General features: G+C 68.3%; 26 protein-coding genes and 1 pseudogene. 12 read left to right on the plus strand and 15 right to left on the minus strand.

Annotated features, from left to right (window positions below; translation table 11 throughout):
• Positions 1-42: 42 nt before the first annotated feature.
• The 3 genes from VH569_RS21145 to gloB form a co-directional block, all read right to left on the minus strand.
• Positions 43-2,652, minus strand: a complete 2,610-nt coding sequence (locus VH569_RS21145) for a methyl-accepting chemotaxis protein (RefSeq protein ID WP_423317646.1) — start codon at positions 2,650-2,652, stop codon at positions 43-45.
• A gap of 283 nt (positions 2,653-2,935) precedes the next feature.
• The gene (locus tag VH569_RS21150) at positions 2,936-3,541 is read right to left on the minus strand and encodes a glutathione S-transferase N-terminal domain-containing protein (protein ID WP_423317648.1); all 606 of its coding nucleotides are present in this window, start codon (positions 3,539-3,541) and stop codon (positions 2,936-2,938) included.
• 38 nt (positions 3,542-3,579) lie between these two features.
• Positions 3,580-4,347 carry a hydroxyacylglutathione hydrolase gene (gloB, locus tag VH569_RS21155; RefSeq protein ID WP_109051237.1) on the minus strand — a complete coding sequence of 256 codons (768 nt, stop codon included), beginning with the start codon at positions 4,345-4,347 and terminating at the stop codon, positions 3,580-3,582.
• Between the two features lie 54 nt (positions 4,348-4,401).
• Here gloB and VH569_RS21160 point away from each other — a divergent pair, with 54 nt between their 5' ends.
• Entirely contained in the window at positions 4,402-5,211 is an 810-nt protein-coding gene (locus tag VH569_RS21160) for a class I SAM-dependent methyltransferase (protein WP_423317651.1), read from the plus strand.
• Here VH569_RS21160 and VH569_RS21165 read toward each other — a convergent pair.
• Complete coding sequence (locus VH569_RS21165; RefSeq protein ID WP_423317652.1) at positions 5,196-6,422, minus strand: methyl-accepting chemotaxis protein; 1,227 nt, start codon at positions 6,420-6,422, stop codon at positions 5,196-5,198. The genes VH569_RS21160 and VH569_RS21165 overlap by 16 nt on opposite strands.
• Positions 6,423-6,590: 168 nt before the next feature.
• Between VH569_RS21165 and VH569_RS21170 the strand changes: the two genes are divergently transcribed.
• Positions 6,591-7,154: an RBBP9/YdeN family alpha/beta hydrolase gene (locus VH569_RS21170; RefSeq protein ID WP_423317654.1), complete on the plus strand. Its 564-nt coding sequence runs from the start codon at positions 6,591-6,593 to the stop codon at positions 7,152-7,154.
• 74 nt (positions 7,155-7,228) lie between these two features.
• Positions 7,229-8,269, plus strand: a complete 1,041-nt coding sequence (locus VH569_RS21175; RefSeq protein ID WP_423317656.1) for a 4-(cytidine 5'-diphospho)-2-C-methyl-D-erythritol kinase — start codon at positions 7,229-7,231, stop codon at positions 8,267-8,269.
• A 28-nt stretch (positions 8,270-8,297) separates the two neighbouring features.
• Here the strand turns inward: VH569_RS21175 and VH569_RS21180 are convergent, their stop codons facing one another.
• From VH569_RS21180 to VH569_RS21190, 3 genes are all read right to left on the minus strand, one after another.
• A complete protein-coding gene (locus tag VH569_RS21180; protein ID WP_423317658.1) occupies positions 8,298-8,615 on the minus strand; it encodes a hypothetical protein in 318 nt (105 codons plus the stop codon).
• A gap of 5 nt (positions 8,616-8,620) precedes the next feature.
• Entirely contained in the window at positions 8,621-9,703 is a 1,083-nt protein-coding gene (locus VH569_RS21185) for an ABC transporter substrate-binding protein (protein ID WP_423317659.1), read from the minus strand.
• Between the two features lie 109 nt (positions 9,704-9,812).
• Positions 9,813-11,039, minus strand: a complete 1,227-nt coding sequence (locus VH569_RS21190; protein ID WP_109051242.1) for a Bcr/CflA family multidrug efflux MFS transporter — start codon at positions 11,037-11,039, stop codon at positions 9,813-9,815.
• Positions 11,040-11,299: 260 nt separating this feature from the next.
• Here VH569_RS21190 and VH569_RS21195 point away from each other — a divergent pair, with 260 nt between their 5' ends.
• Positions 11,300-12,307, plus strand: coding sequence for a BMP family lipoprotein (locus VH569_RS21195; RefSeq protein ID WP_423317662.1), 1,008 nt, complete (start codon positions 11,300-11,302; stop codon positions 12,305-12,307).
• A 7-nt stretch (positions 12,308-12,314) separates the two neighbouring features.
• Here VH569_RS21195 and VH569_RS21200 read toward each other — a convergent pair whose 3' ends face one another.
• Positions 12,315-13,508 carry a pentapeptide repeat-containing protein gene (locus tag VH569_RS21200; protein ID WP_423317664.1) on the minus strand — a complete coding sequence of 398 codons (1,194 nt, stop codon included), beginning with the start codon at positions 13,506-13,508 and terminating at the stop codon, positions 12,315-12,317.
• Between the two features lie 281 nt (positions 13,509-13,789).
• Here VH569_RS21200 and msrB point away from each other — a divergent pair, with 281 nt between their 5' ends.
• The 4 genes from msrB (at position 13,790) to VH569_RS21220 (ending at position 16,640) form a co-directional block, all read left to right on the plus strand.
• Positions 13,790-14,206 carry a peptide-methionine (R)-S-oxide reductase MsrB gene (gene msrB, locus VH569_RS21205; protein WP_423317666.1) on the plus strand — a complete coding sequence of 139 codons (417 nt, stop codon included), beginning with the start codon at positions 13,790-13,792 and terminating at the stop codon, positions 14,204-14,206.
• A 268-nt stretch (positions 14,207-14,474) separates the two neighbouring features.
• Positions 14,475-15,011, plus strand: a complete 537-nt coding sequence (locus VH569_RS21210; RefSeq protein WP_423317668.1) for a hypothetical protein — start codon at positions 14,475-14,477, stop codon at positions 15,009-15,011.
• Positions 15,012-15,039: 28 nt separating this feature from the next.
• A complete protein-coding gene (locus VH569_RS21215; RefSeq protein WP_423317670.1) occupies positions 15,040-15,669 on the plus strand; it encodes a hypothetical protein in 630 nt (209 codons plus the stop codon).
• Positions 15,670-15,809: 140 nt separating this feature from the next.
• Positions 15,810-16,640 (plus strand): alpha/beta hydrolase, encoded by an 831-nt coding sequence (locus VH569_RS21220; protein WP_423317672.1) that lies wholly within the window; start codon positions 15,810-15,812, stop codon positions 16,638-16,640.
• Here VH569_RS21220 and VH569_RS21225 read toward each other — a convergent pair whose 3' ends face one another.
• Entirely contained in the window at positions 16,641-17,336 is a 696-nt protein-coding gene (locus VH569_RS21225; protein ID WP_109051248.1) for a response regulator, read from the minus strand.
• Between the two features lie 204 nt (positions 17,337-17,540).
• Between VH569_RS21225 and VH569_RS21230 the strand changes: the two genes are divergently transcribed.
• Both VH569_RS21230 and VH569_RS21235 read left to right on the plus strand, forming a co-directional pair.
• Entirely contained in the window at positions 17,541-18,947 is a 1,407-nt protein-coding gene (locus tag VH569_RS21230; RefSeq protein WP_423317674.1) for a PLP-dependent aminotransferase family protein, read from the plus strand.
• Positions 18,948-19,144: 197 nt separating this feature from the next.
• Positions 19,145-19,864, plus strand: coding sequence for a hypothetical protein (locus VH569_RS21235; protein WP_377807800.1), 720 nt, complete (start codon positions 19,145-19,147; stop codon positions 19,862-19,864).
• A gap of 12 nt (positions 19,865-19,876) precedes the next feature.
• Here the strand turns inward: VH569_RS21235 and VH569_RS21240 are convergent, their stop codons facing one another.
• Both VH569_RS21240 and VH569_RS21245 read right to left on the minus strand, forming a co-directional pair.
• Positions 19,877-20,545 (minus strand): LuxR C-terminal-related transcriptional regulator, encoded by a 669-nt coding sequence (locus VH569_RS21240; protein ID WP_376965414.1) that lies wholly within the window; start codon positions 20,543-20,545, stop codon positions 19,877-19,879.
• A 167-nt stretch (positions 20,546-20,712) separates the two neighbouring features.
• A complete protein-coding gene (locus VH569_RS21245) occupies positions 20,713-21,750 on the minus strand; it encodes an OmpA family protein (RefSeq protein WP_423317677.1) in 1,038 nt (345 codons plus the stop codon).
• Between the two features lie 218 nt (positions 21,751-21,968).
• Between VH569_RS21245 and VH569_RS21250 the strand changes: the two genes are divergently transcribed.
• A complete protein-coding gene (locus tag VH569_RS21250; RefSeq protein ID WP_423317679.1) occupies positions 21,969-23,060 on the plus strand; it encodes an MBL fold metallo-hydrolase in 1,092 nt (363 codons plus the stop codon).
• Between the two features lie 6 nt (positions 23,061-23,066).
• Here the strand turns inward: VH569_RS21250 and VH569_RS21255 are convergent, their stop codons facing one another.
• Complete coding sequence (locus VH569_RS21255) at positions 23,067-23,273, minus strand: hypothetical protein (RefSeq protein ID WP_042696427.1); 207 nt, start codon at positions 23,271-23,273, stop codon at positions 23,067-23,069.
• A gap of 228 nt (positions 23,274-23,501) precedes the next feature.
• Between VH569_RS21255 and VH569_RS21260 the strand changes: the two genes are divergently transcribed.
• The gene (locus VH569_RS21260) at positions 23,502-23,783 is read left to right on the plus strand and encodes a hypothetical protein (protein ID WP_423317681.1); all 282 of its coding nucleotides are present in this window, start codon (positions 23,502-23,504) and stop codon (positions 23,781-23,783) included.
• Positions 23,784-23,883: 100 nt separating this feature from the next.
• Here VH569_RS21260 and VH569_RS21265 read toward each other — a convergent pair whose 3' ends face one another.
• The 3 genes and pseudogenes from VH569_RS21265 to VH569_RS21275 form a co-directional block, all read right to left on the minus strand.
• Positions 23,884-24,984 carry a branched-chain amino acid ABC transporter substrate-binding protein gene (locus VH569_RS21265; RefSeq protein ID WP_423317682.1) on the minus strand — a complete coding sequence of 367 codons (1,101 nt, stop codon included), beginning with the start codon at positions 24,982-24,984 and terminating at the stop codon, positions 23,884-23,886.
• A gap of 201 nt (positions 24,985-25,185) precedes the next feature.
• The gene (locus VH569_RS21270; RefSeq protein WP_423317684.1) at positions 25,186-25,539 is read right to left on the minus strand and encodes a DUF6867 family protein; all 354 of its coding nucleotides are present in this window, start codon (positions 25,537-25,539) and stop codon (positions 25,186-25,188) included.
• A 1-nt stretch (position 25,540) separates the two neighbouring features.
• Positions 25,541-25,743: pseudogene (locus VH569_RS21275) on the minus strand (ABC transporter ATP-binding protein); the annotation flags it as partial.

Below are 25,743 nucleotides of genomic sequence, written 5' to 3' on the forward strand. Positions count from 1 at the left end.
ACCGACCCGTTCGCGACCGGGAACGCGGAGTCCTGGGAAGGCTCATCGCGCGGCCCGGATTTCCTGGAGGAACAGATGCACGGCGGAGCCGAGGCTGGTCGCCTCGTGCGACAGGCCTTCCGCCACCAGCAGCACGTCGCCGGCTTGAGCGCGCACCTTGGCCGCGGCCTCGGAAAGGCCGGCGACATGGTCCGACGCCGCCTGGGTGCCGACCGCCACGCGGTGGGAGCTGTCGACGATGCTCGACGTGATGGTCGCCTGCTCCTCCACCGCCGCGGCGATGGCCGAGGCGTTGGATTCGATGCGCTGGACGCTGCCGGCCATGGCCGCCACCACCTCCGCCGTCTCGCGGCTGGCGGCCTGGGTCGCGGCGATCTGGCGGGCGATCTCGGCGGTGGCCTGGGCGGTCTGGCCGGCAAGGGCCTTCACCTCTCCGGCGACCACGGCGAAACCGCGGCCCATCTCCCCTGCCCGCGCCGCCTCGATGGTGGCGTTCAGCGCCAGCAGGTTGGTCTGGCCGGCGATCTCGTCGATCAGCCCGACGACGGTGCCGATCTCTCCCGCCGTGCTCGACAGGTCGGCGACGGTGGCCTTCACCTGCTCGGCGCCTGCGGCGGTGTCGCCGATGATGCGGGCCGATTCGCCGGTGCGCTTGCTGATCTCGGCGATGGACTGGGAGATTTCCGAGGCGGCGGTCGCCACCTGCTGGATCCCCGCCGCCATCTCGCCGGACAGTTGCATCGCGGCATCGGCGCGGTCGTTGGCGTTGGCGGCGATGTCGGTCAGCGAGCGGGCGCGGGCGGCCATCTGGCGCGCGGCCTCGGCCAGCGTCTCGACGCTGCTCAGCACGTTGCGTTCGAACTGGTCGGCGATCTCCAGCATGCTGGTGCGGCGGGCCGACGCGGCGTTGCGGCGCTCGATCTCCACCTTCTCGTGCGCCTCTTCCATGGCGCGGGCGTTGGCGATGAAGACGAACAGCGCGCGGGCCATGTCGGTGATCTCGTCATTGCCGTCGGCCTTCTGCTCCACCGTCAGGTCGCCGTCGGCAACCCGGCGCATGGCATCGGCGAGCGTCTCCATCCGGCCGACGACGCGGCGGCCGACATAGAGCGAGACGATCAGACCGGCCAGCAGCACGCCGGCGGTCGCCAGCAGGATTTGAACCTGATTGGTGCGCTCCAGCGCCTCGTGGGCGGCGGCGGCCCCGTCGGCGGTCGCCCTTTCCGCAGCCTGGACCAGCCCGTCGACCATGGCGGTCAGGGCGGCGCCGGTGCTGCGGTTGCTGTCGATCAGCGTGGCATTCTCGGCATAGGCCGCCAGTTCGCCGGTCCGCAGCGCCAGGATGCCGTCGTTGCCGAAGCCGAGAGCCAGCAGCCGCTCCGCCAGCCGGCGCACCTCGGCCCCCAGATCGTCGCCGGAGGCGGTCAAGGTGCCGCGGATCGTTGCCGCCAGCGGGTCCAGCATGCGGCGGGCGGCAGCCAGACGGGCCGGCGTCTCGGCGTTGCCGGCTTCCGCCAGCTTGCCGGCCAGCAAATTGGCGTCGGCCATCAGGCCGCTCAGCACGGTGTAGCGCTGCTGCGCCGCCGGGACCGTGTTTGTGGACAGATCCTGCATCCGCTCGGCGATCGCGTTGCCGGCCTCGGCGATGCGGCCACGCGAATTCAGCATCAGCGGCAGCATGCGGGCGTTGGCATCGCGGTCCAGCCGGACGATGTCGTCGACGCTGGCGTTCAGCGACTCGGTCAGCTTCTGCCCTTCCGCTTCCGGAATGCCGGGGGTGAGCTGGCGGACGCGGCGGGTGTAGACGCTGGCATCGCCGTCGCCGAAGGCGGCAAGCTCGTTGATCGTCGCAACGACCGGAGCCGCCGCCTCGCTTTTCGCCAACGGACGCAGCGCGCCCTGAAGGTCGGACAGGGCGGAGTCGAAGTCGGTGGACAGCGACATCACCTTGGACCGGTTGGTCTCAAAGGCGCCGATCAGCAGCGATTTGGCAAGGGCCGCCTCGGCACCGCGCAGTTGGAACAGCGGGATCACCGTCTGCCCCAGCTCGGCGCCGATCACCGCGGAGGATTCGGAGGTCGCCTGCACCATCGCGGAAATCGCCTGGGCCAGCTGCTCTCGCGAGGCCTGCATGTCCGGCTTCAGCGCAGCGAGCAGCCGGGCGTGGGCATCGCTCAACTCCGCCAGCCGGCCGCTGCGCTGTTCCTGCAAGGTCAGCCGCCGGCCGGTCGCCGTCTCCAGCGCATCGATGGTGCCCAGCAGCGAGCGCGCGGTGCCGGTCAGTTCGGCGACGCGGGCCGCATCGCCACCGGTATGGCCATGTCCGACGGCCAGCTGGGCGAGCTGACCGTCCAGCGCCCGGCGCTGCTCGCCCGCTGCGTTGCGCAGCCGGACCAGATCCTCTTCCGACGATGCGGCGTCGATCAGCGGCCCCAGCGCCAGCACCCGCGCCGTGGTGGTGGCAAGGCCGTGGGCGGCGCTGAGCACCGGCACCTGGGTGCCGGTGATGTCGGCGACATGGCCGCGGACAGCGCCGTAGGACATCCAACCGACCACCGCCGCGATGCAGGGCAGTGCCGCCACGGTTCCGAAGGCGATCAGCATCTTCGACTTGATGCCGGACCGCCGACGCTGGTCGATAGGCTTTGCCATATGGGCCACCCGTGGCTTGGAGGTTGTCCGTACCGCGCCTGCGGTTCTCCGCAAGCCGGCCGGTGCCATGGGTAGCCCTTCTGGTTGGATGAATCGGTGACGGTTGGATGAAGTTTTCGCTAAGCACAATCGAAAGATTGCTGCGCGCCGGAAATCATCGGTCGCGCAGGCGGTCATGGTGAATCGAACGTAAACAGCGCGTGAAACGAATAGCGGCGCCCGACTGGGCCGGGCGCCGCGTTACTGCACGCATACCGCGTAAAATCTGGACGGAGCGCCGACGTTACACCGGCGGTGCCGTCCGCCGCAGGCTGTCACGGTCAGAGGCATTGGTGAACCAGCCGGTCAGCGCCGGGCGACCCACGCGCCAATCCTCGTGTCCAAAGCGGAAATCGAGGTAACCGAGCGCCACCAGCACCGACAGGCTGCCGATGGTGGCCTCCCCCTCCAGCGACGCGGCCTCCGCCTCCAGCAGGTCGAGCGAACGGGCCACCGCCTTGCGCTGGCGCTCCATCCAGTTGGCCGATTTCTCGCCATCCGGACGCATGGATTCCAGCCGGCGCAGGATGGCGGCGTCGCAGATGCCGTCAGCGATGGCCTGCTGACGCAGCGCCATCCAGCGCGCCGGTCCGGCCGGCGGGAACAGCGGCGCCCGGTCGCCCAGCGAATCGAGATACTCGACGATCACCGGGCTGTCGAACAGCGTGATGCCGTCCTCCAACGTCAGGGCAGGCACCTTGCCCAGCGGATTGTCCTGCGGCAGGTCGGTGTCGGCAGACCAGGGGTCGGTCGTCACCCGCTCCACCCGGTCCTCCAGCCCGCGTTCGATCAGGACCATCATCACCTTCCGCACGTAGGGCGAGGTGGGGCTCCAGCGCAGCTTCAACATAGACGCTCCTTCCGCATTCGATTGGTTGTCGGCAAGCTTCACCCGCGGAAATGGTCCTTGCGCCGGCGCAGTTCGGCGAACACCTCCACCGACGGGGCGCCGGCCATGCCGATGGCGGCCTGGACACCGGGATCGTCGGCGCGCAGGAAGGGGTTGGTCCGCCGTTCCATGCCTATGGTGGTGGGAAGCGTCGGCCGGTTCCGCTCGCGCAGTTCCGCAACCTCCTCCATCCGCTGATGCAGGGCGGCGTTGGCGGGATCGACGGTCAGGGCGAAGCGGCCATTCGACAGGGTGTATTCGTGACCGCAATAGACCAGGGTCCGGTCGGTCAGCGCCCGCAGGCTTTGCAGCGAGTCCCACATCTGCGCCGGCGTGCCTTCGAACAGCCGGCCGCAGCCCAGCGAGAACAGCGTGTCGCCGCTGAACAGGGTTTCCGCCGCCTCGAACCAGAAGGCGATGTGGCCGCTGGTGTGGCCGGGCACGGCGAAGACGCGGGCGGTCTGCTCGCCGAACACCGTCCGGTCGCCGTCGCTGAGCGCCACGTCCATGCCGGGAATGCGGTGGGCGTCGGCACGGGCGCCGACCACGCTGGCGCGATAGCGCTCCTTCAGCGCCGCCGCCCCGCCGATATGGTCGTCGTGATGGTGGGTCAGGAAAATATGGGTCAGGGACCAGCCGCGCCGGTCCAGCTCGGCCTGCACCGGGGCTGCGTCGCCGGGATCGACCACACCGACCTTGCCGGATGCCGCGTCGCGCAGCACATAGATATAGTTGTCGGCGAAAGCCGGAACGAGAATGACCTCCACGGCAGCGGACTCCCTGCTGTTGCGATACGAAACCCGTGTTACGCTTGGGATACCATGTACACAGATATCGTCGATCTGAGGGAGTTCTACGAGTCCGGATTGGGGCAGACGGCCCAGCGGATGATCCGCCGCCGCATCCGAACCATCTGGCCGGACGTGCGCGACCAGATCGTGCTCGGCGTCGGCTACACCACGCCCTACCTGCGCCCCTTCATGGGCGAGGCCGACCGGGTGGTGGCGGTGATGCCGGCCAGCCAGGGCGTCAGCTTCTGGCCGGCGGAGGGGCCGGGCATGGTGGCGCTGGGCGACGAGGCCGACCTGCCCTTCGGCGACAACACCATCGACCGCGTGCTTCTGGTCCATGGGCTTGAGGGCACCGAGCAGCTGCGTCCGATGATGCGCGAAATCTGGCGCGTGCTGGCCGGCGGCGGCCGGGTGCTGGCGGTGGTGCCGAACCGCCGCGGCCTGTGGGCGCGCGCCGACTGGACGCCCTTCGGCCACGGTTTCCCCTATTCCGCCTCGCAGCTGAAGCAGGTGCTGCGCGACACCATGTTCGTGCCGGAACGCACCCGCCACGCCCTGTTCATGCCGCCCCTGCGCTCGCACTTCCTGCAAAAGACGGCACCCGCCTGGGAAGAGGTTGGCGGGCGCTGGTTCAAGGCCTTTGCCGGGGTGACGATGATCGAGGCGTCGAAACAGATCTTCGCCGGCGTGTCGCGCCGGGCGGCACAGCAGCCGGTGAAGCGCCGGCTGATCGTGCCGCTGCCGGGCGGCGCGGCCCCCGCCGCCCGAAGCGGCAGTCCCCGCACCACCATCGTCGGCGGCGACTCCGTCGATTGCCAGCAGCCTTATCCGCGCGTCTGACGCAGCACGTCCGTGACGCGGCCGGCAAGACCGCTGCCCAGGCTGCCGGCCCGCTCCGCGATGCTGCGGCTCAGCGCCGTCAGCTCCTCCAGATTGCGGGTCACGCCCCCCAGCGTCTGTTCGGCGTCGCCGATCCGCTGCTCCGCCGCCATGGCGTCCTGACGCGAGCGGTCGAGCGACCGCGCGACGTCCGAGGTCAGGGTCGCCTGCTCGTCGATGGCGGCGGCGACGGTTCCGTTGATCGCCTGGATCGAACCGATAGTGGAGTGGATGCGGCCCAGCGCCTCGTCCACCGCAGCGGTTTCCTTTTGCAGATTGGCGACCTGATCGGCGATCTGCTTGGTGGCGTCGGCGGTCTGGCGCGACAGCGCCTTCACCTCGTTGGCGACGACGGCGAAGCCGCGCCCGGCCTCCCCCGCCCGTGCCGCCTCGATGGTGGCATTCAGCGCCAGCAGGTTGGTCTGGCTGGCGATGGCGTTGATCAGCTTGACCACGCTGGCGATCTGCTCCGCGGCGGAGCGCAGCGAGTTCATCACCGTGGTGGCGCGGTCGCTGTCCGACGCCGCGGCAAGGCTGATCTCCCGCGCCTTGCTGGTGTCGCCGGAAATCTGGTCGGAGGTGGAGGCCAGCCTGTCGAGCATGCCGGCAATGGCGCTGACCGAGCCGTCCACGGCACGCGCCGCCCCCGCGGCGTCGGCGGCCTGCCGCAACCCATCCGTCCCGGCGGAGCGGACGGCCGCGACCGCCGATTCCAGCCTGCGCCCGGCATCGGCCAGTTCGGTGGCGAACCCGCCGACTTCGCGCTCGACCCGTTCCGACAAGTCGCGCATCAGGGCGACCCGGCGCGTTTCCGCCGTTTCGGCCCGCAGGGTCGCCAGCACCCAATGGCGCGCGAGGCGGGCGAACCGGCGGGCCTGATCGGCCGGGGCCGCGATGGCGAGCGCCCCGACCCGCTCTCCGTCCAGCTCGATGGCAATGGCATAGCCTTCCCGCATCGCACCGCCCGACTTGGCGGCCTCATCGCGGGTGACCGCTCGCTCGTCCAGCCGGCGGGCCACGATGTCGCCGGCGACCGGATGGCTGGTGCCGATGCGCTCCCGCGCGGTGGAGGCGATGACGGCACCGCTTTTGCCGGCGATGGAGACGACGGAGTCCAGTTCCCGGCCGATGGAGTCGCAGAGATCCTGTGCGATGGTGGCGCTGATGTCCAAGACGCTTCTCCCCTTCTTCCCGATTATGGTTTTCAATTGGATTCTTACGGCACCACCCGCCATGACGGGATATGCCGGCCGTCCAACTACCGCGTGGAGAGCATCTCTTTCGCCCGCACGCAATCTCCAGACAGTACACACAACATTTACGAACGAAGAGTTGAAAGAATGACGCAGCCGACCGTTCTGGTGCTTCCCGGTCTGGGCAACTCCGGCCCCGATCACTGGCAGAGCTGGCTGGAAGGCCGTCTGCCGGCCCTGACCCGCGTCGATCTGGGCGATTGGGACGCGCCGGAGCCGGACCGCTGGGTGGAGCGGCTCGACGCCGCGGTCCGTGCCGCCCCCGGTCCGGTGGTTCTGGTCGCGCACAGCCTTGCCTGCATCCTCGTCGCCCGCTGGGCCGCCACCGGCGGCGGGACGGAGACGGTCGCCGCCGCCCTGCTGGTCGCCCCGCCCGACGTCGGATCGTCAGATGTCGAATCGCCCCGGACCGTGCCGGCCGAGGCCTGCCGCTTCGCCCCGGTGCCGACCGATCCCCTGCCTTTCCCGGCGGTGGTGGTCGGCAGCCGCAGCGATCCCTACTGCATCGCCGCCCGCGCCTGCGGCTTCGCCGCGCTGTGGGGCGCCGACTTCATCGATGCGGGCGAGGTCGGTCACATCAACGGCGCCAGCGGCCATGGCCCCTGGCCGATGGGAGAAACGCTGCTGAAGGACATGCTGGCCCAGCTCTAACCTCCCCTTGCCGCTGCGGGCGAAAGGGTGCGACACAGGAGCGTCGTCGCGCGCCCGCCAGCGGATTGGAGCTTATGACCGGTCTTCCCATCGTCGAGGCCGCCCCGGCCAAGCTGAACCTCTACCTGCATGTCACCGGCCGGCGCGCCGATGGCTATCACGAGCTGGACAGTCTCGTCGCCTTCGCCGAGTTCGGCGACAGCATCGCCCTGACGCCGGCTGCGGCACGGGTGGCCCTGCGCGGTGCCGACCTGCCGCCGGCCGGCCCGCGTCTGGCCATCGCCGGTCCTTTCGGCCCGGCCCTGATGGGCGAGAACCCCGCCAGCAATCTGGTGATGCGCGCCGCCCATGCCCTGGCCGTCCGGCTGGGGCGCGAGGCCGACGTGATGATCGCCCTGACCAAGGCGCTGCCGGTCGCATCGGGAATCGGCGGCGGATCGGCGGACGCCGCCGCCTGCCTGCGGGCGCTCGCCCGGCTGTGGGGGGTGGCGCAGGACGACGCGGTACTGTTCGCGGTGGCCGCCGGGCTGGGCGCCGACGTGCCGGTCTGCGTCGCCGGGCGAAGCTGCTATTTCGGCGGCATCGGCGATGAGCTGGACGAGGCGCCGGACCTGCCGGAAACCCATGTGGTCCTGGTCAACCCGAATGTCCCGGTGCCGACCCCGGCGGTGTTCAAGGCGATGGCCGCCGCCCGCGCCGAAAGCGGCAGCGCCTTCTCCGCCCCGGCCCGCTTTACCCGCAAACCGGCCGACGCAGCCGACCTCGCGGCCCTGCTGCTGGAGCGCAGCAACGACCTGACCGCCCCGGCCCTGACGGTGGCGCCGGTGATCGCCGACGTGCTGGCGGCGCTGGAGCGCAGCGCCGGCTGCCTGCTGTCCCGCCTGTCCGGCAGCGGCGCCACCTGCTTCGGCCTCTACGCCACGGCGGCGGCGGCCGACTCCGCGGCCAAATCCATCGCCGCGGCATCGCCCGGCTGGTGGGTCAAACCGACCCGCCTGCTCCCGCGCCCGGCCGGCGCTCCTGCCCTGCCGCGCGGCATCGTCGCCGATCCGGCGGCAGCCGTCCCGCCGCCGCCGGTCCCCTTTCCGGACACCGGCGGCTGGGGCGTGGGCTGAGAAGGGCTCCCCCAGGGCTCCCGATGGCTTACGCCCGCATGTAGCCCCAGCCGTCCGCCTGCGCCTCGGCGATGTCGAGGACACCGGCGGCGACCACCGTCAGCCCCTCCGCGGTCCGGCCGGTCTTCGCCAGCGTGTTGCCGCAGACCCGCAGGAGCCGGTCGGTCTCCGCATCCGGGCTGTCGAGGGCTGCCGCGACCGCACCGGCATTGACGACGATGCGCACCTCCGCATCCGGCCGCGCCTTCAGCAGGTTGCGGGCATTGTTCCGCGCCCGCTCCAGCGCGGCCGGGGTGGGGGCATGGATGACCAGCCGCAGGGGAGACGCCATGTCCGGAGACGCCATGTCCGTCACTTCCTCTTCGCCGCGTCATGGAAGGTGAAGTCGAACAGCGCGTCGACATCCACCGGTTCGGTGATCTGGGCCAGCGATTGCTGGAAGGCCTGCATCTGCTTGGTGGAGTCCAGGATCACCCGCGGATCGTCGACGAAGGTCGTCGCGTCGGAGGTCAGCGCCGCCCGCATCACGTCACGTTCGACCAGCCCCTTGCCGATGATGTCGGTCACCAGTTCCGCCGTACGGTCCGGGTTGGATTTGGCGAAGGCGGTGGCGCGGATGTGCAGCTTGACCAGTTCGGCCACCGCGTCGCGGTTTTTGGCGATGGCATCCTCCGTCACCACCAGCACCGCACCCGGCTGCTTGGGGAACATGCTGCCGGCCTTGGCGATGATCGCGGCATCCTGAAGACGCGACTGCACCAGCGTCAGGATCGGCTCCAGGATCGACGCGCCGTCGATGGCACCGGTCAGGAGCGCCTGCTGCAGGGGCTGTTCGCCCATGCCGACGATCTCGATATCCTCCGAGGGGATGCGGGCGATCTCCGCCATCCAATAGCGCAGCACCGTGTCCGGAACCGATCCGGCGGGCAGCGAGCCGATCTTCGGCCGCCGGCCGTTGGCGGCGCGGAAGGCCTTGATCCCCTCGGCCGGGCTGGCGGCGCCTGCCATCGCCTTCACCAGCGGGCCACGGCCGATCAGCGCCACCTGGTCGATGACGTTGGCGGCGACGACCTTCAGCTTCACCCCCTTCGAGCGGGCGATCATCGCCGGGCCGATGCCGACATAGGCGACGTCCAGCGTCCCGGACGCGAGCGCCTGGATCATCGCCGGCCCCGACTGGAAGCTGGTGGTTTGCAGCGTCAGCCCGGCATCCGCGGCCCAGCCCTCGCCCGTCAGCACATAGAGCTGCGTCATCGGGATGATCGGGATATAGCCGACCCGCAGGCCGGTCGCCGCGAAGGCCGGCAGCGGCAGCGACGCGGCAGCGGCGGCGATGCCCAAGGCCGCCGCGCCCAGCAGAAGCTCGCGCCGGCTGACGTCGGGGGCGGTCGGACGGTCGGAATCGATGAACTGGCTCGGCGGGGTCTGCGGCATCACGGTCTCCTTTTGCCGCGCCAACCTAGTGGGGCTGGCCGCAAATTTCAATTCACGGCCTGTCCCGACAGGAGGAACCCCGATTCAACACTGTACGTTTGTTTTACCATCAGGCCGGCAACCGGCGACGGACCGGGCGGATCAGCCACAGGTTCAGCGCCAGACTGACCAGCGCCGCACCGCCGATCACCCCTGCCATCGGCATGGCGGTGCCGTCGGCCATCAACCCGACCGCCCAGCCCGACAGCGCGCCGGTGCTGAATTGCAGCATGCCGGCAAGCGCCGACGCGGTGCCGGCCATCTGCGGGAAGGACTGCAACGCCCCGGCCATGGAGTTGGCGAAGCAGAATCCGGTCACCGACATGAACAGGAACAGGCAGCCGACCAGGCCCCACAGCCCGCCCCAGCCGCCCAGCACGCAGGCGACGAGCAGGATGCCGGTGGCGGCGGCCAGCCAGACGCCGATCCGCAGCATCACGTCCGAACCGAAGCGCATCACGGCGCGGCTGTTCAGCGTGTTGACGATGATCATGCCGACGATGTTCAGCCCGAACAGGAAGCCGTAATTCTCCGGCCGCACGCCGAACAGCTCGATGTAAACGAAGGGCGAGCCGGAGATGAAGGCGAACATCCCCGCATAGATGAAGGACGATCCCACCGCATAGCCCAGGTAACGGCGGTCGGTCAGCAGCTTGCGGTAGGCCTCTCCCAGCACCATCGGGCGCAGGCTGGTGCGCCGCGAGTCGGGATGGGTTTCCGGCAGGCTGGCAAGCGCCAGCAAGGCGACGATGCCGAAGGCGGCCTGGGCCCAGAAGATCCAGCGCCAGTTCGCCCACACCAGGATCTGGCCGCCGATCAGCGGCGCGATGATCGGGGCGGCCCCCATCACCAGCATCATCATCGACAGCACGCTGGCCGCCCGGTCGCGCTCGAAGACGTCGCGGATCATGGCGCGGACCAGCACCGGCCCGGCACAGGCCCCCACCGCCTGCACGAAGCGCCATGCCGCCAGATGGCCGACATCGACGGTCATCGAACAGCCGACGCAGCCGATGGCGTAAAGCAGGATGCCGGTCGCCACCGGAATCCGCCGGCCGAACCGGTCGCTCAAGGCCCCCCACAGCAACTGCCCGACGCCGAACCCCAGGAAGAAGGCGGACAGCGTCCACTGCACCTGATCCTGCGCCGCATGCAGGTCCCGGCCGATCGCCGGCATGCCGGGCAGATACATGTCGGTGCCCATCGGCCCGAACGACATCAGCACGCCCAGCGCGGCGATGAAGAACGGGCTTTCGGCAGGCGAACGGGAACGGACGGCGGCAAGGCGCGCGAGCATCAGGAAATCCGGATATGAATGAATGGGGGGAGTCGGCCGGACGGAATCCGCAGCTTTTAAGCTGATCCCTTCGCTGCTGGACGCAAAGTCCTGTCTCGGCATGGCAGCCTTGAGCAAGCCGCGACGTAACGCCGCCGCGACAATCTGGGTTCTGGTCAAATCACCGTGGTCACAGCGCAATAAAATTCTGGTTCACCCCAGTAATCCATGCCTAAAATTGAACCCGGATCACAGGCTTCCACCCAGCCAGAGGCCGCGCCATGCAGCACCCCACCCGCCGGTCGGTCCTGTCCCTCGGTGCCGCCGGCACCGCCCTGGCGCTGCTTCCGCACCACGCGCATGCCGCAGCCATCCAGCCCGGACTGGTCCCCGGACTCGTCTATGCCGCCGGGCAGAAATTCGACAAGAGCTTCAACGAGGGCGCCTTCACCGGGGCGGAGCGGTTCAGGAACGCCACCGGCATCGCCGTCACCGAATATCTGCCCTCCACGCCCGTGCAGTTCGATCAGGCGGCGGCCTCGCTGCTGCGGCGCGGGGTGACCGATCTGGTCGCCATCGGCTTCTATTACGCCACACCGCTGGCGCGGCTGGCCCCGGCGCACCCGGCGGTCCGCTTCACGCTGATCGATGCGGTGGCGGAGGGGCCGAACATTCGCTGCGTCACCTTCAAGGAGCAGGAAGGATCCTTCCTGGTCGGCGTGCTGGCGGCGCTGGCGTCGAAAAGCGGGACCGTCGGGTTCATCGGCGCGCTCGACATCCCCCTGATCCGCAAATTCATCGCCGGTTACGAGCAGGGCGCCCGCCATGCCCGCGGCGACGTCAAGGTGCTGGTGAATTTCGTCGGCACCACGCCGGCCGCCTTCAACGATCCCACCAGCGGGGCCGAGGTGGCGCGCAGCCAGTTCCAGCGCGGTGCCGACGTGGTGTTCGCCGGGGCCGGCGTCTCCAACTTCGGCATCTTCGCCGCGGCGAACGAGGCAAGGCGGCTGGCCATCGGCGTCGACAGCAACCAGAACTACCTCTATCCCGGCTCCATCCTGACCTCGATGCTGAAGCGGGTCGATCTGGCGGTGGAATCGAGCTTCGAGGCGGCCCGCCAGGGCCGATGGACCGCCGGCACGGTTGCGCTCGGCCTTGCCGAGTCCGCGGTCGATTACGCGCTCGACGAAAACAACCGCGATCTGGTGACGACCGCGATGGTGGAGGCGGTGGAAGCCGCCCGCCGCGGTATCGTCTCCGGCCGCATCCCGGTGGCCGACGGAAGCTGAACCGCGATTATGCCGGTGCTTCGAACGGCTGCCAGCCGCGGGCACCGGTCAGGTCGGCTCCCTTCAGCGTGGCGAAGCTGGTCTTGATCGCGGTCAGGTCGGTGCCGCGCAGCACCACGCCGGCAAGGCTGGCGTCGCGCAGGTCGGCGCCAGTCAGCCGCGCCTTGGCGAAGCTGGTCGGCCACAGCCGGCTGCCGTCGCCGCTGAGGTCCACCTTGCGGAACTTGGCCCGCCACAGCTTCGCTCCGGCCAGATTGGCACCTTCCAGATTGCAGCCGGACAGGTCGGCGCTGGTGAAGTCGGCATCGCGCAGGTCGCTGTAGGACAAATCGGCCATCATCAGCTTGGCGCCCGAGAAATCGGCCCCGCGCAACCCGCAGAACCGCATCACCGCCCCGCACAGCAGCTGGTTGGCAAAGTTGTAGCCGCGCAGATCGACCCGCTGGAGCTGGATGCGGTCGCCGCCCTTGCCGAGCTTGTCGACCCAGATCTGATGCTCGGCGATCAGCTCGCTCATCCGCGCCGCCGTGGTGGTCAGGCCGGTGCCGTCGACATCGATGCCGTGCCGCTCCAGCGCCGTACGCAGCTCGTCGTTCAGCCGGGCGCCGCACATCAGCACGCCGTCCAGTGTCGTCTTGCGCATGGTCGCCCCGGTCAGGTCGGCCCCGATCAGGATGGCGCCGCTGAGGTCGCTGCCGGTGAGGTCGGCGCCGGACAGGTCGCTGCCGCTGAAATCGCACTGCGCCATCCGGCAATCGGTCAGCACCGCCTCGGACAGGGTGCAGCCGACGAAGGTGGTGGTGCCGTCCGTATTGCCGGCGGCCCGGAACTCGCCGCTGTCCAGAACCATGCCGCGGCGGAGGTCGGCGCCCTGGAGGTTGGCATTCTGCAGACGGGCACCGTCCACCCTGGCGCCGCGCAAATCCGCCCCCTGCAACTGCGCCCCGGTCAGGTCGGCCTTCGACAGGTCGGCGCCATACAGATCCGCCTTGGACAGCAGGGTGCCGACCAGCCGCGCCCGTGTCAGGCTGGCGCCGGTCAGCTTGGCGCCCGACAGGTTGACGCGGTTGAGGCCGAGCCCGGTCAGATCGTAGAAACTGAGGTTGGCGCGCCGCCCCTTCCCTGCCGGGTCGCGCAGAAGCCACTGCTGGTGGCGCACCAGCGCATCGCGAACCGCCCGGAGGTAGCGTTCATCCATCATGCGGCGCGTCGTTGCCCCGGCATTTCCGTCCCGGACACGCTGTCCCGGACTGTTGGCATGCTGGATGTTACCGAAATCGGTTCAATTCCGGAAGATGCCAGCCGTCGAACCTTGGGCGGATCGGCAAGAATCTTTGGTTACAGGGGACATTTCCGGTCCGGCATAGGCCGGCCCGCCGGTCACGACCGCGTGATCGATGCCTCCTCCGGCTTGGGTAGGGGGAATGGCGACCCAATATAATGGGCTCAGAACACCGACCATCTGCATGGGAGACCGGCGGCATGCCCGAATCGGACAAGACAGCATCGGCCAAAAGCGAACAGGAGTGGAAGCAGGACCTGTCGCCCAACCAGTTCAAGGTCCTGCGCGAGCACGCCACCGAATATCCGGGCACCAGCCCGCTGAACGACGAGAAGCGCCACGGCGTCTACCGCTGTGCCGGCTGCGGCCAGCCGCTGTACGCCAGCGACACCAAATACGAAAGCGGGTCGGGCTGGCCCAGCTTCTGGGAGCCGCTGCCGGGAGCGGTCGAAACCTCCACCGACTACAAGCTGGCCTATCCGCGCACCGAAGTTCATTGCGCATCCTGCAAAGGCCATCTCGGCCATGTCTTCGACGACGGGCCGCGGCCGACAGGCAAGCGCTATTGCATGAATGGCGTCGCCATGAGCTTCGAGCCCGAAGGAAAGTCCGACTGACCGGCAGAACTATGACCGGCCGCCGGCTTTCCTTCGCCTGTTCGGCGTTCGGTCATAAACCCTAACAAAAAAGGCGGGTTTGCCCCTATTTCGGCTAAAAATGACAACCCCGGCACGGAGCGCGATGGTATGATCCGCCCCGTGCGACGGGTTGTCGCGAGGGCATCGCCGCCCTTCGCCGGTCGTGGCACCATGCGTCGATGGACCGGCGCAGGCATTCGGTGCGGCTGGCGGAGGGCGAATGGTCATTTCGGCCGAATTCCTGGGGATGCTGCTTCTGATTGCCAGCGCCGCCGCGCTCGGACTTTCCATCGTCGTCGATGTCGGCCGCGTCAGCGCGGAAAAGACCCGCGAGGCGATGAACCAGCGCCAGTACGACAAGAAACGCGCCGCACTCGCCGAATGGCGCCAGAAGACGGAGCGCAAGCGCGTTGACCTGACGACCCTGCAAGCCCGCCTGACCGAATTCAACGGCCGGCGCCAGAAGGCGTTGACCGAGCTGCGCGCCCTGGAATTTTCCAAGATCGAACTGGTCCACGAGCTGGGCGAGCAGGACAGCGACGGCGACATCTATTGGGCGCAGCTGGCGGTCGGTCCCAATTTCAACGAGCTGGACCGCAAGGACATCGTCTTCTCGCGCCAGATTTGGGAATACCGCAACGTCGCCCACATCACCGCTCCGTCCACCGAACAGGCCCATGGCACGGTGCGGGCCAGCTTTTCCCAGCGCAACGGCGTGATCTGCTCACCCGTGGTCCCCCTGGCGCTCGCTCCCGACCCCGAGGTCGAGGCTGACGCGGCATGATCGAGGGATACATGAGGGGGACGGCGCCATGACCGGCATGATGCTGTATTTCGCGCTGGGCCTGATGGTGCTGACTGTCCTGTCCAACCGCTACTGGCGCCGCCAGCTGGTCGTGACGCGGATCGCCATGTCCAAGCTGAAGGACAAGGTGGAGGACGTGACCAAGGAGGTCGCCGACGTCGCCTCCGACTATGCCCAGCTGGCGCACCACTATGCGGACATGGAAAAGCGCGTCCAGAAGGCGGAGATCGACATGCAGGCCGCCATTCTGGAGCTGGACCAGAAGAAGTCGGCTCCGATGCAGCGCTATGTCGTCTTCGACCGGAACGAGCCGCGCCCCGGCCGTTTCTGGGAGGTCGCGGTGCGCTGCCACCCCATCGGCGTCAGCCTGTCCGACCAGCGCGGATATCGCGGCTGGACCGGGGTGCGCCGCTTCCTGCTGATCGCCGATGGCGAGCGCGAGGCCCGCGAACGGGTCGCCGCCCGCTATCCACGCAAGGCCGGTTTCGAAATCGTCGAGGTCGCCGGCTGCCGCCTCAACGGCCTGACCGTCAACCGCATTTCCGAACTCAGCACCTTCCGCAAGCCGGCCAAGCCCGAGGAGGACGGCGCAGCCGCCGCCCGCCCACAACGCCGGACCTCGCCCGCGCAGTCCTGAGTCCGCCTCCCCTTTCCAGCCTTGCCTTTTTCAGTCCCCTTTCCCGTCGCCGGCCGCGCCCTATCTGCTGTCGGGCCATGCCAAGACGTGCCCTGAAACGACCAGGACTGAACCCCTGGGTTTTCGCCCCTCTCCTGCTCATGCCGCTTCTGGGCGCCTGTTCCGGCCCGCAGATCGTCGATGCGCTCACCCCACGGTCGGGCTACACGGTCGCCACCGACCTGCCCTTCGCCGACGATCCGCGCCTGCGGCTTGATCTCTACCGGCCCGTCCGGCCGGCGCCGGGGGCGCCGACGGTGGTGTTCTTCTATGGCGGCAATTGGGAGACCGGCGACAAGGGCATGTACCGCTTCGTCGCCCAGGCGCTGACCAGCCGCGGCTACAGCGTCGCCATCCCTGACTATCGGCTCTATCCGCAGGTGCGCTATCCGGAGTTCCTGCGCGATTCCGCCGCCGCGGTGGCCTGGGTCCGGCGCCATGGTGCCGAACATGGCGCCCAGCCCGGGCCGGTGGCGGTGATGGGCCATTCGGCCGGGGCCTACAATGCCCTGATGCTGGCGATGGATCGCCGCTGGCTCGCCGAACAGGAACTCGACCCCGCCCGCGACCTGCGCGCCGCGGTGGGACTGGCCGGTCCCTACGACTTCCTGCCCCTGCAGAGCGACATGCTGAAGGACCTGTTCGGCCCGGAGAAGACGCGGCCGGACACCCAGCCGATCACCCATGTCGCCGCCCCGCTGCCGCCCCTGTTCCTCGCCACCGGCACCGCCGACGAGACGGTCCTGCCCCGCAACAGCCGGAATCTGGCGGCCAAGGCCCGCGAGGTCGGCGGAAGCGTGCGCACGGTGGAGTATGACGATATCGGCCACATCCGCATCGTCGCCGCGCTGGCCGCACCCTTGCGCTGGCTGAACCCGGTGCTGGACGATGTCGATGGTTTCCTGAAATCGCTGCCGCAAATCGGAAGCTGATCAATCCACCGCAGCCTGGAACATGTATCCCATGCCATGGACGGTGACGATGCGGGTGGGGTCGGCGGGGTCGTGCTCCACCACCCGGCGCAGGCGGCGGACCAACCGGTCGATGGAGCGGTCGTACGGCACCGAATCGCCGCGCAAGGTCAGGTCGAGAAGGTCGTCGCGGCTCAGCACCCGCCCCGGATTCTCGACGAAGGCGGCGAGCAGCTCGAATTCGGCGGAGGTCAGACGCGCGTCCTCCCCATCGGGACCGCGCAGCCGGCGCTTGTCCAGATGCAGTTCCCATCCGTCGAACCGCTTCACCCGCCCGCCCGCCGGCCTGGTCGGCTTGACGATGCGGCGCAGCAGGCTGCGGGTGCGCGCCAGGATCTCGCGGGGTTCGAACGGCTTGGTGATGTAGTCGTCGGCGCCCAGTTCCAGCCCGATCAGCCGGTCCATGCGGTCGGACCGCCCGGTGATCAGGATGATGCCGATGTTGGAGGCCGCCCGCAGTTCCCGCGTCACCGCCAGACCGTCCTTGCCGGGCAGCCGGATATCCAGCAGCAGCAGGTCGATGCGCCCCCGCGCCAGCAGCGCCGACAGCTGGTCGCCGTCCCGCGCCAGCATCACCCGATAGCCCTCCCCTTCCAGGTAGGCCTTCAGGGTCTCGCGGGTGATGGGATCGTCGTCGACCACCGCGATGGTGTGCATTGTCCCCCGTACCGGATTGAGACGGGTGGCGGATTGTCTGCCACACCCAGCACCGAAACTATCGGTTCCGGCAATTTGACACAAGCTGGAGTGTAACGGAACTGCGACAGGGATTGGCAGATTGTTCCGCCCCGCCACAGCGGCCGATAGGGACAATCGCAGGCGATCTTGCCAGCGGGTCGGGACAATGCCACATTTGTCCCCATGACAAACTGGACCCCGAACCTGGAGGGCCGTCCCGGCCCGCTCTATCGCGTCATCGCCGACGCGCTGGCCGACGACATCGCGGAGGGCGTGCTGCCGACCGGCACGCGGCTGCCGACGCACCGCGACCTCGCCTTCCGCCTCGGCGTGACGGTGGGAACGGTGACGCGCGCCTATACCGAGGCCGAGAAGCGTGGGCTGATCGGCGGCGAGGTCGGCCGCGGGACCTTCGTCCAGGGGCAGCGTCCGCCAACCACCCCCCTGCCGCTCGGCTGGCCGCCTGCCGGGGAGATCTCGGCGGGTCCCGCCATCGTCAACATGACCACGGTCCATCCCGAACATGCCGTGGCGGTGCAGACCTTCGGCCAGACGCTGTCCGCCATCGCGGCATCGGGACATGCGGCGAAACTGATCGGCTACGGCCCTCATGCCGGCCTGCCCGACCACCGTGCCGCCGCGGCATCCTGGCTGGAGCGCCAGCACCGGGTAAAGGCGACGCCAGAGTCGGTGCTGCTGACCACCGGGGCGCAGAACGCGCTGGCGGTGGCGCTGGCCGCCGTTGCCCGTCCCGGCGACGTCATCCTGGCGGAGCGGCTGACCAACATCGGCACCAAGGCGCTGGCCGCCACCCAGGGCTATCATCTGGAAGGCGTCGCCATCGACGAGCATGGTCTGGTGCCGGACGCCTTCGACAGCGCCTGCCGCCGGCTGGGGCCGAAGGCGGCCTATCTGGTGCCGACCCTGCAGAATCCGACGGCGGTCGTCATGCCCGCCGCCCGCCGGCGCGAGATCGTAGAGATCGCCCGCCGCTATGGCGTGATCCTGATCGAGGACGACGTGTTCGGTTTCATGGTGCCGGATGCCGTGCCGATCCAGACCATGGCCCCCGACATCACGCTCTATGTGTCCAGCGTGTCGAAGAGCCTCGCCGCCGGCCTGCGGCTGGGCTTCGTCGTCGCTCCGGCGGAACTGCGCACCCGTGTCGAGACCGCAATCCGGGCCCTGCAATATTCCGCTCCCGCCCTGCCGGCGGAGGTGGCCGCACGCTGGATTCAGGACGGCACCGCCGACCGCATCGTCGCCACCCAGCGGGAGGAGGATCTGGCTCGCCAGCGTCTCGCCCGCTCCATCCTGCCGGCCGAGACCGTCTATGGCCACCCGGCGGCCCAGCATCTGTGGCTGGTCCTGCCCGAACCCTGGCGGCGCGAGGACTTCATCGGAGAAGCGCGCCGCCGCGGAGTGATCGTCACCGGTGCCGACGCCTTCGCCGTCGGCCGCGCCAGTGCCCCCCATGCGGTGCGTGTCGGCCTGTGCATGCCACGCAGCCGCGACGAGGCCGCCCGCGGCCTGCGCGCTCTCGCCGATGCGATCGACGCGCCGGCGGCGGCGATGCTGTCCATCGTCTGACCGGAGTGCCGGGACGGCCGACCCGATATGTCGGCGCCGCTGGGTAAATCCTGCCGCCCCGCCGGTCCAAACCTGCCGCCCGGCACCGATGAGCCTGCCACAACCTTTGTCAAATCAATAGCTTAGCTCTGGCCCACATCCTGCACACCCTTCGATTGTCATTTCCTGACGGGAATGTGGAACGAGGGGAGCGCACCATGGTCAGCCTGTCCAGTTACGCCGATGTCGGCAGCATGGCCCAGAGCCTGCAGCAGTCGATCGACGCCGCGGTCAAGCGCGTGCAGCAGCAGGCAACGGGCAATGGTGGCGCGACCGGCAAAGTCCAGGAGTACGAGCAGACCGTCAACAAGTCGGCGATGAACGCCGCACCGTTCGCGACGAGCATCGGCACCCTGGCGAAGGACACCAGCCGGCTGAACGTCTTCAGTTCGCTGGCCTCCAACGATCCGGCCGATTTCTACAAATTCAACGTGCCCACATCCGGCGCCGTGACGCTGGGGACGGTGGGCGATGCCGGCGTCCGGCTTCAGCTGATGGACCGTGGCGGCAAGGTCGTCGCCGACAGCAACAAGGATGCCGGCGCCAGCTATGACGCCTTCCAGAAGCTGAAATCCGGCCAGATGACGCTGGACAAGGGCGACTACACCCTGCGCGTTGCCCGCGACAAGGATGTCCCGGTCAAGGATGCCAAGAGCTACGGCGTCCAGCTGCGCATGGGCAACTACAGCAAGGATTACGACACCATCGCCAAGCAGCCGGCCAAGGGCGACAACCCCTTCGGCGGCAACACCAAGCTTCAGAGTCTGGCCTCGATCCTGGGCGCGGGCAGCGCCTCGCTCAACCCCTCCGCGATGCTGCTGGGCGGGTCCGGCGGCAGCTATGGCGGGCGCGGATCGCTGCTGAACGCGATCCTGTGATCGCCGCGCGCCTCAGACCAGACGGTCGCGCCCCGACTCCTTGACCAGCAGAACCGCCTGGGTGCGGCTGCCGACGCCCAGCGCCTTGAGCACGCCGGTCACGTGGGTCTTCACGGTGGACAGGTTCAGGCCCAGCCGCTCGCCGATCTCCTGGTTGGACAGGCCCTGGGCCAGCAGGTCCAGAACCTCCAGCTGTCGGCGGGTCAGCCCGTCGAAGATGCTGGGGGCCACGGCACGCGGGGTTCCGGCAGCCGCGTGGGCCGGTGCGCCCGGCATGCCCAGCACCGGCGGCACATAGGATCCGCCGGCCATCACCAGCCGCAGGATGTTCACCACCAGGACGTCGTCGGTTGATTTCGGAATGAAGGCGCGGACGCCGCGCGACAGCACCGCGCGCATTTCGTCGGGTGATTCGATCATCGAGAAGATGGCGACCGGAACCGGCGCGACGCGCTTGACCAGCGCCTCCACATCCTCCAGCCCGCCCAGACCCGGCATGCGCAGATCCATCACGATGAGGTCGAACGCGGTTCCGCCGTCCTGCATCGCGCCGTCGAGGATGGCGTTCAATTGGCTGAAGCTGGTGGCGGCCACCACGGTGGCCTGCTCGTCCAGTTCACCCACCAGATGGGTCAAGCCGCTGCGGACGATGGAATGATCGTCGGCGATCAGAACCTGCATGTAACGTCTCGGACCGAAGATGCCTTGGGTACCGTATGGTCATACGCTGACGCAACGGTCCGCGCTACCTCCTTCGCACGTCCGGCACCTTGGTTCCACTGCCGCGACGCCTGGAAGGATTGCAGGCGCCTGCGGGGAGAGGCGGTCGCCCCTCCCCCCTTTGCCGTTCAGGAGATCTTGATCATGATCTGGGCACGGCGGTTCGACGGCTCGCGCACGTTCGGACCGGTCGGGACCATCAGCTGGTTCTCGCCGACGCCTTCGATGGTGATGATGTTGGCCGGCGTGCCATGCTTGATCATGGCCTGCCGCACCGCCTCGGCGCGGCGGAGCGAGAGCTTCTGGTTGTAGGACGGTGCGCCCGAGGTGTCGGTGTGGCCGATCACCTGGATGCGGACGGCACGCGCCCGGCTGGCGCCGTCGGCGGCATCGGCAATGATCTTGTCGGAGTTCGGCGTGATGACCGCCTTGTCCCAATCGAAGAACACCTGATACTCGCTCTGCGGCTGGGCTGCCATCGGCGGGGCTGCCGGCGCCGGGGCGGCGATGGGCGCCGCACGCTCCGGACCGCCGAAGGTGTAGCGCAGGCCGGCGAGGATCGTGTGGTTGCGGTACTCGCCCTTCGAGGTCACCGGGCCCAGCTCGAACTCCGGATCGACGGTGGCGAAATACCGGTAATCCAGCGTCAGCGCGACATTGTCGTTGATCGCATAGGATGCGCCGACGATGCCCTGATAGGCGAAGACCCAATCGCGGTCGCTGGCGCCGTTCAGCGACTGCTTGACCCCGGCGATACCGGCACCGGCACCGATATAGGGGGTGATCGGCAGGCCGATGTCGATGTCGTACAGCAGGTTGCCCATGAAGGCGACCGAACTCATCCTGCCGCCCAGATTGTTCAGGCCGGGGGTGGCGCTGCTGGTGCCGTCGACGCTGTTGCGCCACCGCCAGGCGGCCTCCAGCTCGGCGCGCAGGCCCATCGCGGTGGCGTAGCCGACCGACAGGTCGCCGATGCCGCCGATCTTGAATTCCTCCTTCAGGCCCAGGCCGGGAGCCGGATAGCTGCTGAGGTCGGCATCCTCGGTCCAGTTCACGCCGGCGCCAGCACCGACGTAGAAGCCTTCCGTACCGGCAAAAGCGGCGGTCGGGGCAGCCAGCGAAGGCAGAGCGACGGTCAGTGCCGTGCCCAGCAAAATCCCACGCATCGTCATGTTCTTGTTCCCATCGTTGACGGCGTTGGTCGATCGGGACATCCCGGCCTGCGGCGAAGTGCGTGACAGAACGGGCTCCGGCCCCGACAATGGATACGGATCCGCAGCTTCCAATCCTGCTGCCGCAGGCCCATTTTTCCTGTTGCAGATCTGCCTCAGCCGGCTCAGGGGCATTTCCTGTCGCGATAACAATAACTTGGACAGACACCTCAATGCCCTCTACCCCGGACGGTTCGGTCGATTACCCCCTCTGCACCACTCCCGATCCCGGCGGCTGGCAGGAGGTGGCGCCCGGTGTGCTGTGGATCCGGCTGTCCCTTCCCTTCCAGCTCGACCACATCAATGTCTGGGCGCTGGACGGTGGCACGGCCGGCTGGACGCTGGTCGATTGCGGGCTCGGCGATCCGCGCAGCCGCGCGGTGTGGGAGGTGCTGCTGCGCGATGCGCTGGGCGGGCGCCCGGTGGAGCGGGTGGTCGTCACCCATTTCCATCCCGACCATATCGGTGCCGCCGCCTGGCTGGTGGAGCGGACCGGTGCCGGCTTCGCGACCTCGTTGACCGAATGGCTGTTCGCCCGCACCCTGTCGGCCGGCAACGATGCCGCCACCGACGCGGTGGTCGAACGGTTCTATCGCCGCTGCGGCCTGGAGGAGGATACGCTGCAATCGCTGCTCGCCCGCAAGGGGGCCTACAGCCGCGGTGTGCCCGCCGTGCCGGCGACGCTGACCCGCCTGCGGGCCGGCGACCGGCTGCCGGTGGGCGACCGCCACTGGACGGTGATCGGCGGCAGCGGCCATACGGCGGAACCGGTCAGCCTGCACCGGCCGGCCGGCGGCGGCTACCCGGACCTGCTGATTTCCGGCGACCAGATCCTCCCCCGCATCAGCCCGAACATCAGCGTCTGGCCGTCGGAACCGGACGCCGATCCGCTCGCCGACTATCTCGCCAGTCTTGAGGGATGGAGCGTCCTGCCGGCGGACACGCTGGTCCTGCCCTCCCACGGCCGCCCCTTCCGCGGCCTGCACCGGCGTGCGGCGGAGCTGGTTCTCCACCATGGGGAGCGGCTGGCCGAGATCGAGACGCTGTGTTCAGCCCCCCGGACCGCCGCGGCGGTGACACGGGCGCTGTTTCCGCGCCCGCTCGACCCGCAGCAGATGCTCTTCGCCGTGGGCGAGGCGGTGGCCCACCTCAACCACCTGATCCGCAAGGGGCGGCTGGAGCGGGTCGCCGGGCCGGCTGGCGGGCCGGCTTCGCTTCCGCCGGCCGACCTCTACCGCCGGCCGGCCGCCATCGCACCGGCCTGACGGCGGTTATTCGGTGACGATCTCGAACTCGTGCGGATCGAGCAGCGTCGCCACCGACAGGGTCTTCAGCGTCTTCGGGTCGTCGGTGCGCTTCATCTGGGCATGCTGGGTGCCCATGCCGTCCTTGCGGATGGCGATCACTTCCCAATAGCCGCCGCTGGGGGACAGCTTGCGATAAATCTGTCCCTCGACCACCTCGCGCTTCCTGCGCATTTTCGTTCTCCAAAACCCGTCCCATACCGGCGACCGTCTCAGTCGCCGCGAAGGGCGCCATTGAAGCACAAAAACCCCCTGCCGTGGCGAGTGTCCGTTCGGTGACCCTTTGCCGATGCCGCATTTGCGTTGTTGCGACGCAGCACGTCCGGGGCACCCCCGATGACCCTTTGCCGCAAGGCTCTTTGAGAGTGGAACTAACGGCGCGGCTGTGGGTTCATAGCGGTCATGAACACCGATCTCGACGTGCTTGTCTTCGCGACCCGCCTGGTTGATGAACTGGGCGAAACCGCGATTCGAATGAGCCGCGTTCGTCTTGTCGAACTCACGGCCGCCAATCACACCCGTGCCGCCGCCTTCTGGCGGGAGGTGATGAGCACATGCGAACGGCTGCTGACCGAGCGGTCGGGCCGGCGTGTGGCGACCGGGCTCTCCTCCCAGACAATTGCCGCGGCGCAGCCAGCCATGACCCAGCACCGCGTCGCCTATGTTCCCCGACCTATTCCCTGACCGGCTCATTCATTAAGCCCGGGCATTTCTCTAAATCCCCAAAAAAAAAGGGCCGGCACAAAGTGCCGACCCTTTCGCGCGGAACGCAGAAGCGTTTCGCTTACTTCACTTCGGCGTACTGGCCGTTGTGCCACTTGTACCAGACATAGGCCGGGCTGGTGACGTCGCCCTTGGCGTCGAACCCGATCTTGCCGATCACGGTGTCGTAGCTGCCCTTGCGCATGACGTCGGCAACCTTGGCAGCGTCGGTCGAGTTCGCCTGCTTCACCGCATTCGCCCAGATCTGGAGAGCGGCGTAGGTGTACAGGGTGTAGCCTTCCGGCTCGTAGCCCGCCTTGCGGAACTTCTCCACGACAACCTTGGCGTCCGGCTTCTCGCGCGGATCCGGACCGAAGGTCATCATGGTGTCCTCGCCGGCATCGCCGGTGATGGCCCAGTACTCGTTGGTCACCAGCGCGTCGCCCGACACGATGATGGCCTTCAGGCCCTGGTCCTTCATCTGGCGGGCGATCAGGCCGGCCTCGGTGTGGTAGCCACCGACATAGACGGCGTCGATGTTCGCCTGCTTCAGCTTCGACACCAGGGCGGAATAGTCCTTCTCACCGGCCGTGTAGGCTTCGTAGATGGCTTCCTTCTGGCCGCCGGCGTTCAGCGCCTTCTGCGTCTCGTCGGCCAGCCCCTTACCGTAGGCCGACTTGTCGTGCAGGATGGCGATGTTCTTGCCCTTGTACTTGTCCAGCAGATACTTGCCGGCGATCAGGCCCTGCTGGTCGTCACGGCCGCAGACGCGGAAGACGTTCTTCAGGCCCTGCTCGGTCAGCTTCGGGTTGGTCGAAGCCGGGGAGATCTGCATCATCCCTTCCTCGGCATAGACCTGGCTGGCCGGGATCGACGAGCCCGAGCAGAAGTGACCTGCCACGAACTTCACACCGGCCTTGGCCAGCTGGTTGGCGACGGCCACGGCCTGCTTGGGATCGCAGGCGTCGTCGCCGACTTCCAGCTTCAGCTTCTGGCCCAGAACACCGCCGGCAGCATTGATGTCCGCGACGGCCTGCTCCATGCCCTTCTTCATCTGCTCGCCGAAGGTGGCGTACTGGCCGGTGATCGGGCCGGCGGTGGCCACCGCGATGTCGGCCTTGGCGGCCGTGGCGGAGAGCGCGGTCGCCGCGATCGCGGCGAGAAGGGACAGCTTGAATTTCATGGGTGTGCTTGCTCCCTGTTCTATGAAGTGGTCCCTGTTGCAACATACCCCCGGCCCTTTCGGGCCTTGCCGCCGGGTCCCCTCCGGCGGGTTCCAGAATACCATACCCCGAGTGGCGCACAGTGCGACAGTTTCGCGGGCACCAATCAGCCGTACGGTCTAATTCCTTATGTCTAGTCGCACCTGCTTAACCGGCCCTGCTCAACCGGCGGTGCCGGTGCGGTCGCGCCAGGCGAACGGTCCCGCGCGCTCATAGAGCCACGGATACTGGTTGACCATGCGTCGTGCGATGGCGATGCGGTGTGCGGTGAGCGTGATCAGCCCGATCACCACCGTGTGGACGATGAAGCCCCACAGCGACAAGAGCTGCTCGCCGAACAGGCCCCAGGCCAGGAAGCGGTCGCCCACCCCCAGCAGCAGCGAGTAGGCCAGCACGCTGGAGACCGGCTTCCACCCTTCCGCCAGCGTCTGCCCGGTCAGAACCCCGCAGCCGCCGAACGCCAGCACCGTCAGGAACACGAACACCGGAACGGAAGAGCCAAGGAGCGTTTCCATCTCAGTGTCCCCCTTCCAGATAGGCCGCGCGAACCTCCGGGTCGGCCAGAAGCTGCGCGCCCGTCCCCGTCATCGTGATCTTCCCCGTCACCATCACATAGGCCCGGTGCGCCAGCTTCAGCGCATGGAAGGCGTTCTGCTCCACCATGAACACCGTCATCTTCTGCTCCCGGTTGATCTCCTGGATCACCTGGAAGATCTGCT

Source organism: Azospirillum sp. 11R-A (assembly GCF_049472615.1).
In the GTDB taxonomy this organism is placed as follows: Bacteria; Pseudomonadota; Alphaproteobacteria; order Azospirillales; family Azospirillaceae; genus Azospirillum; species Azospirillum palustre.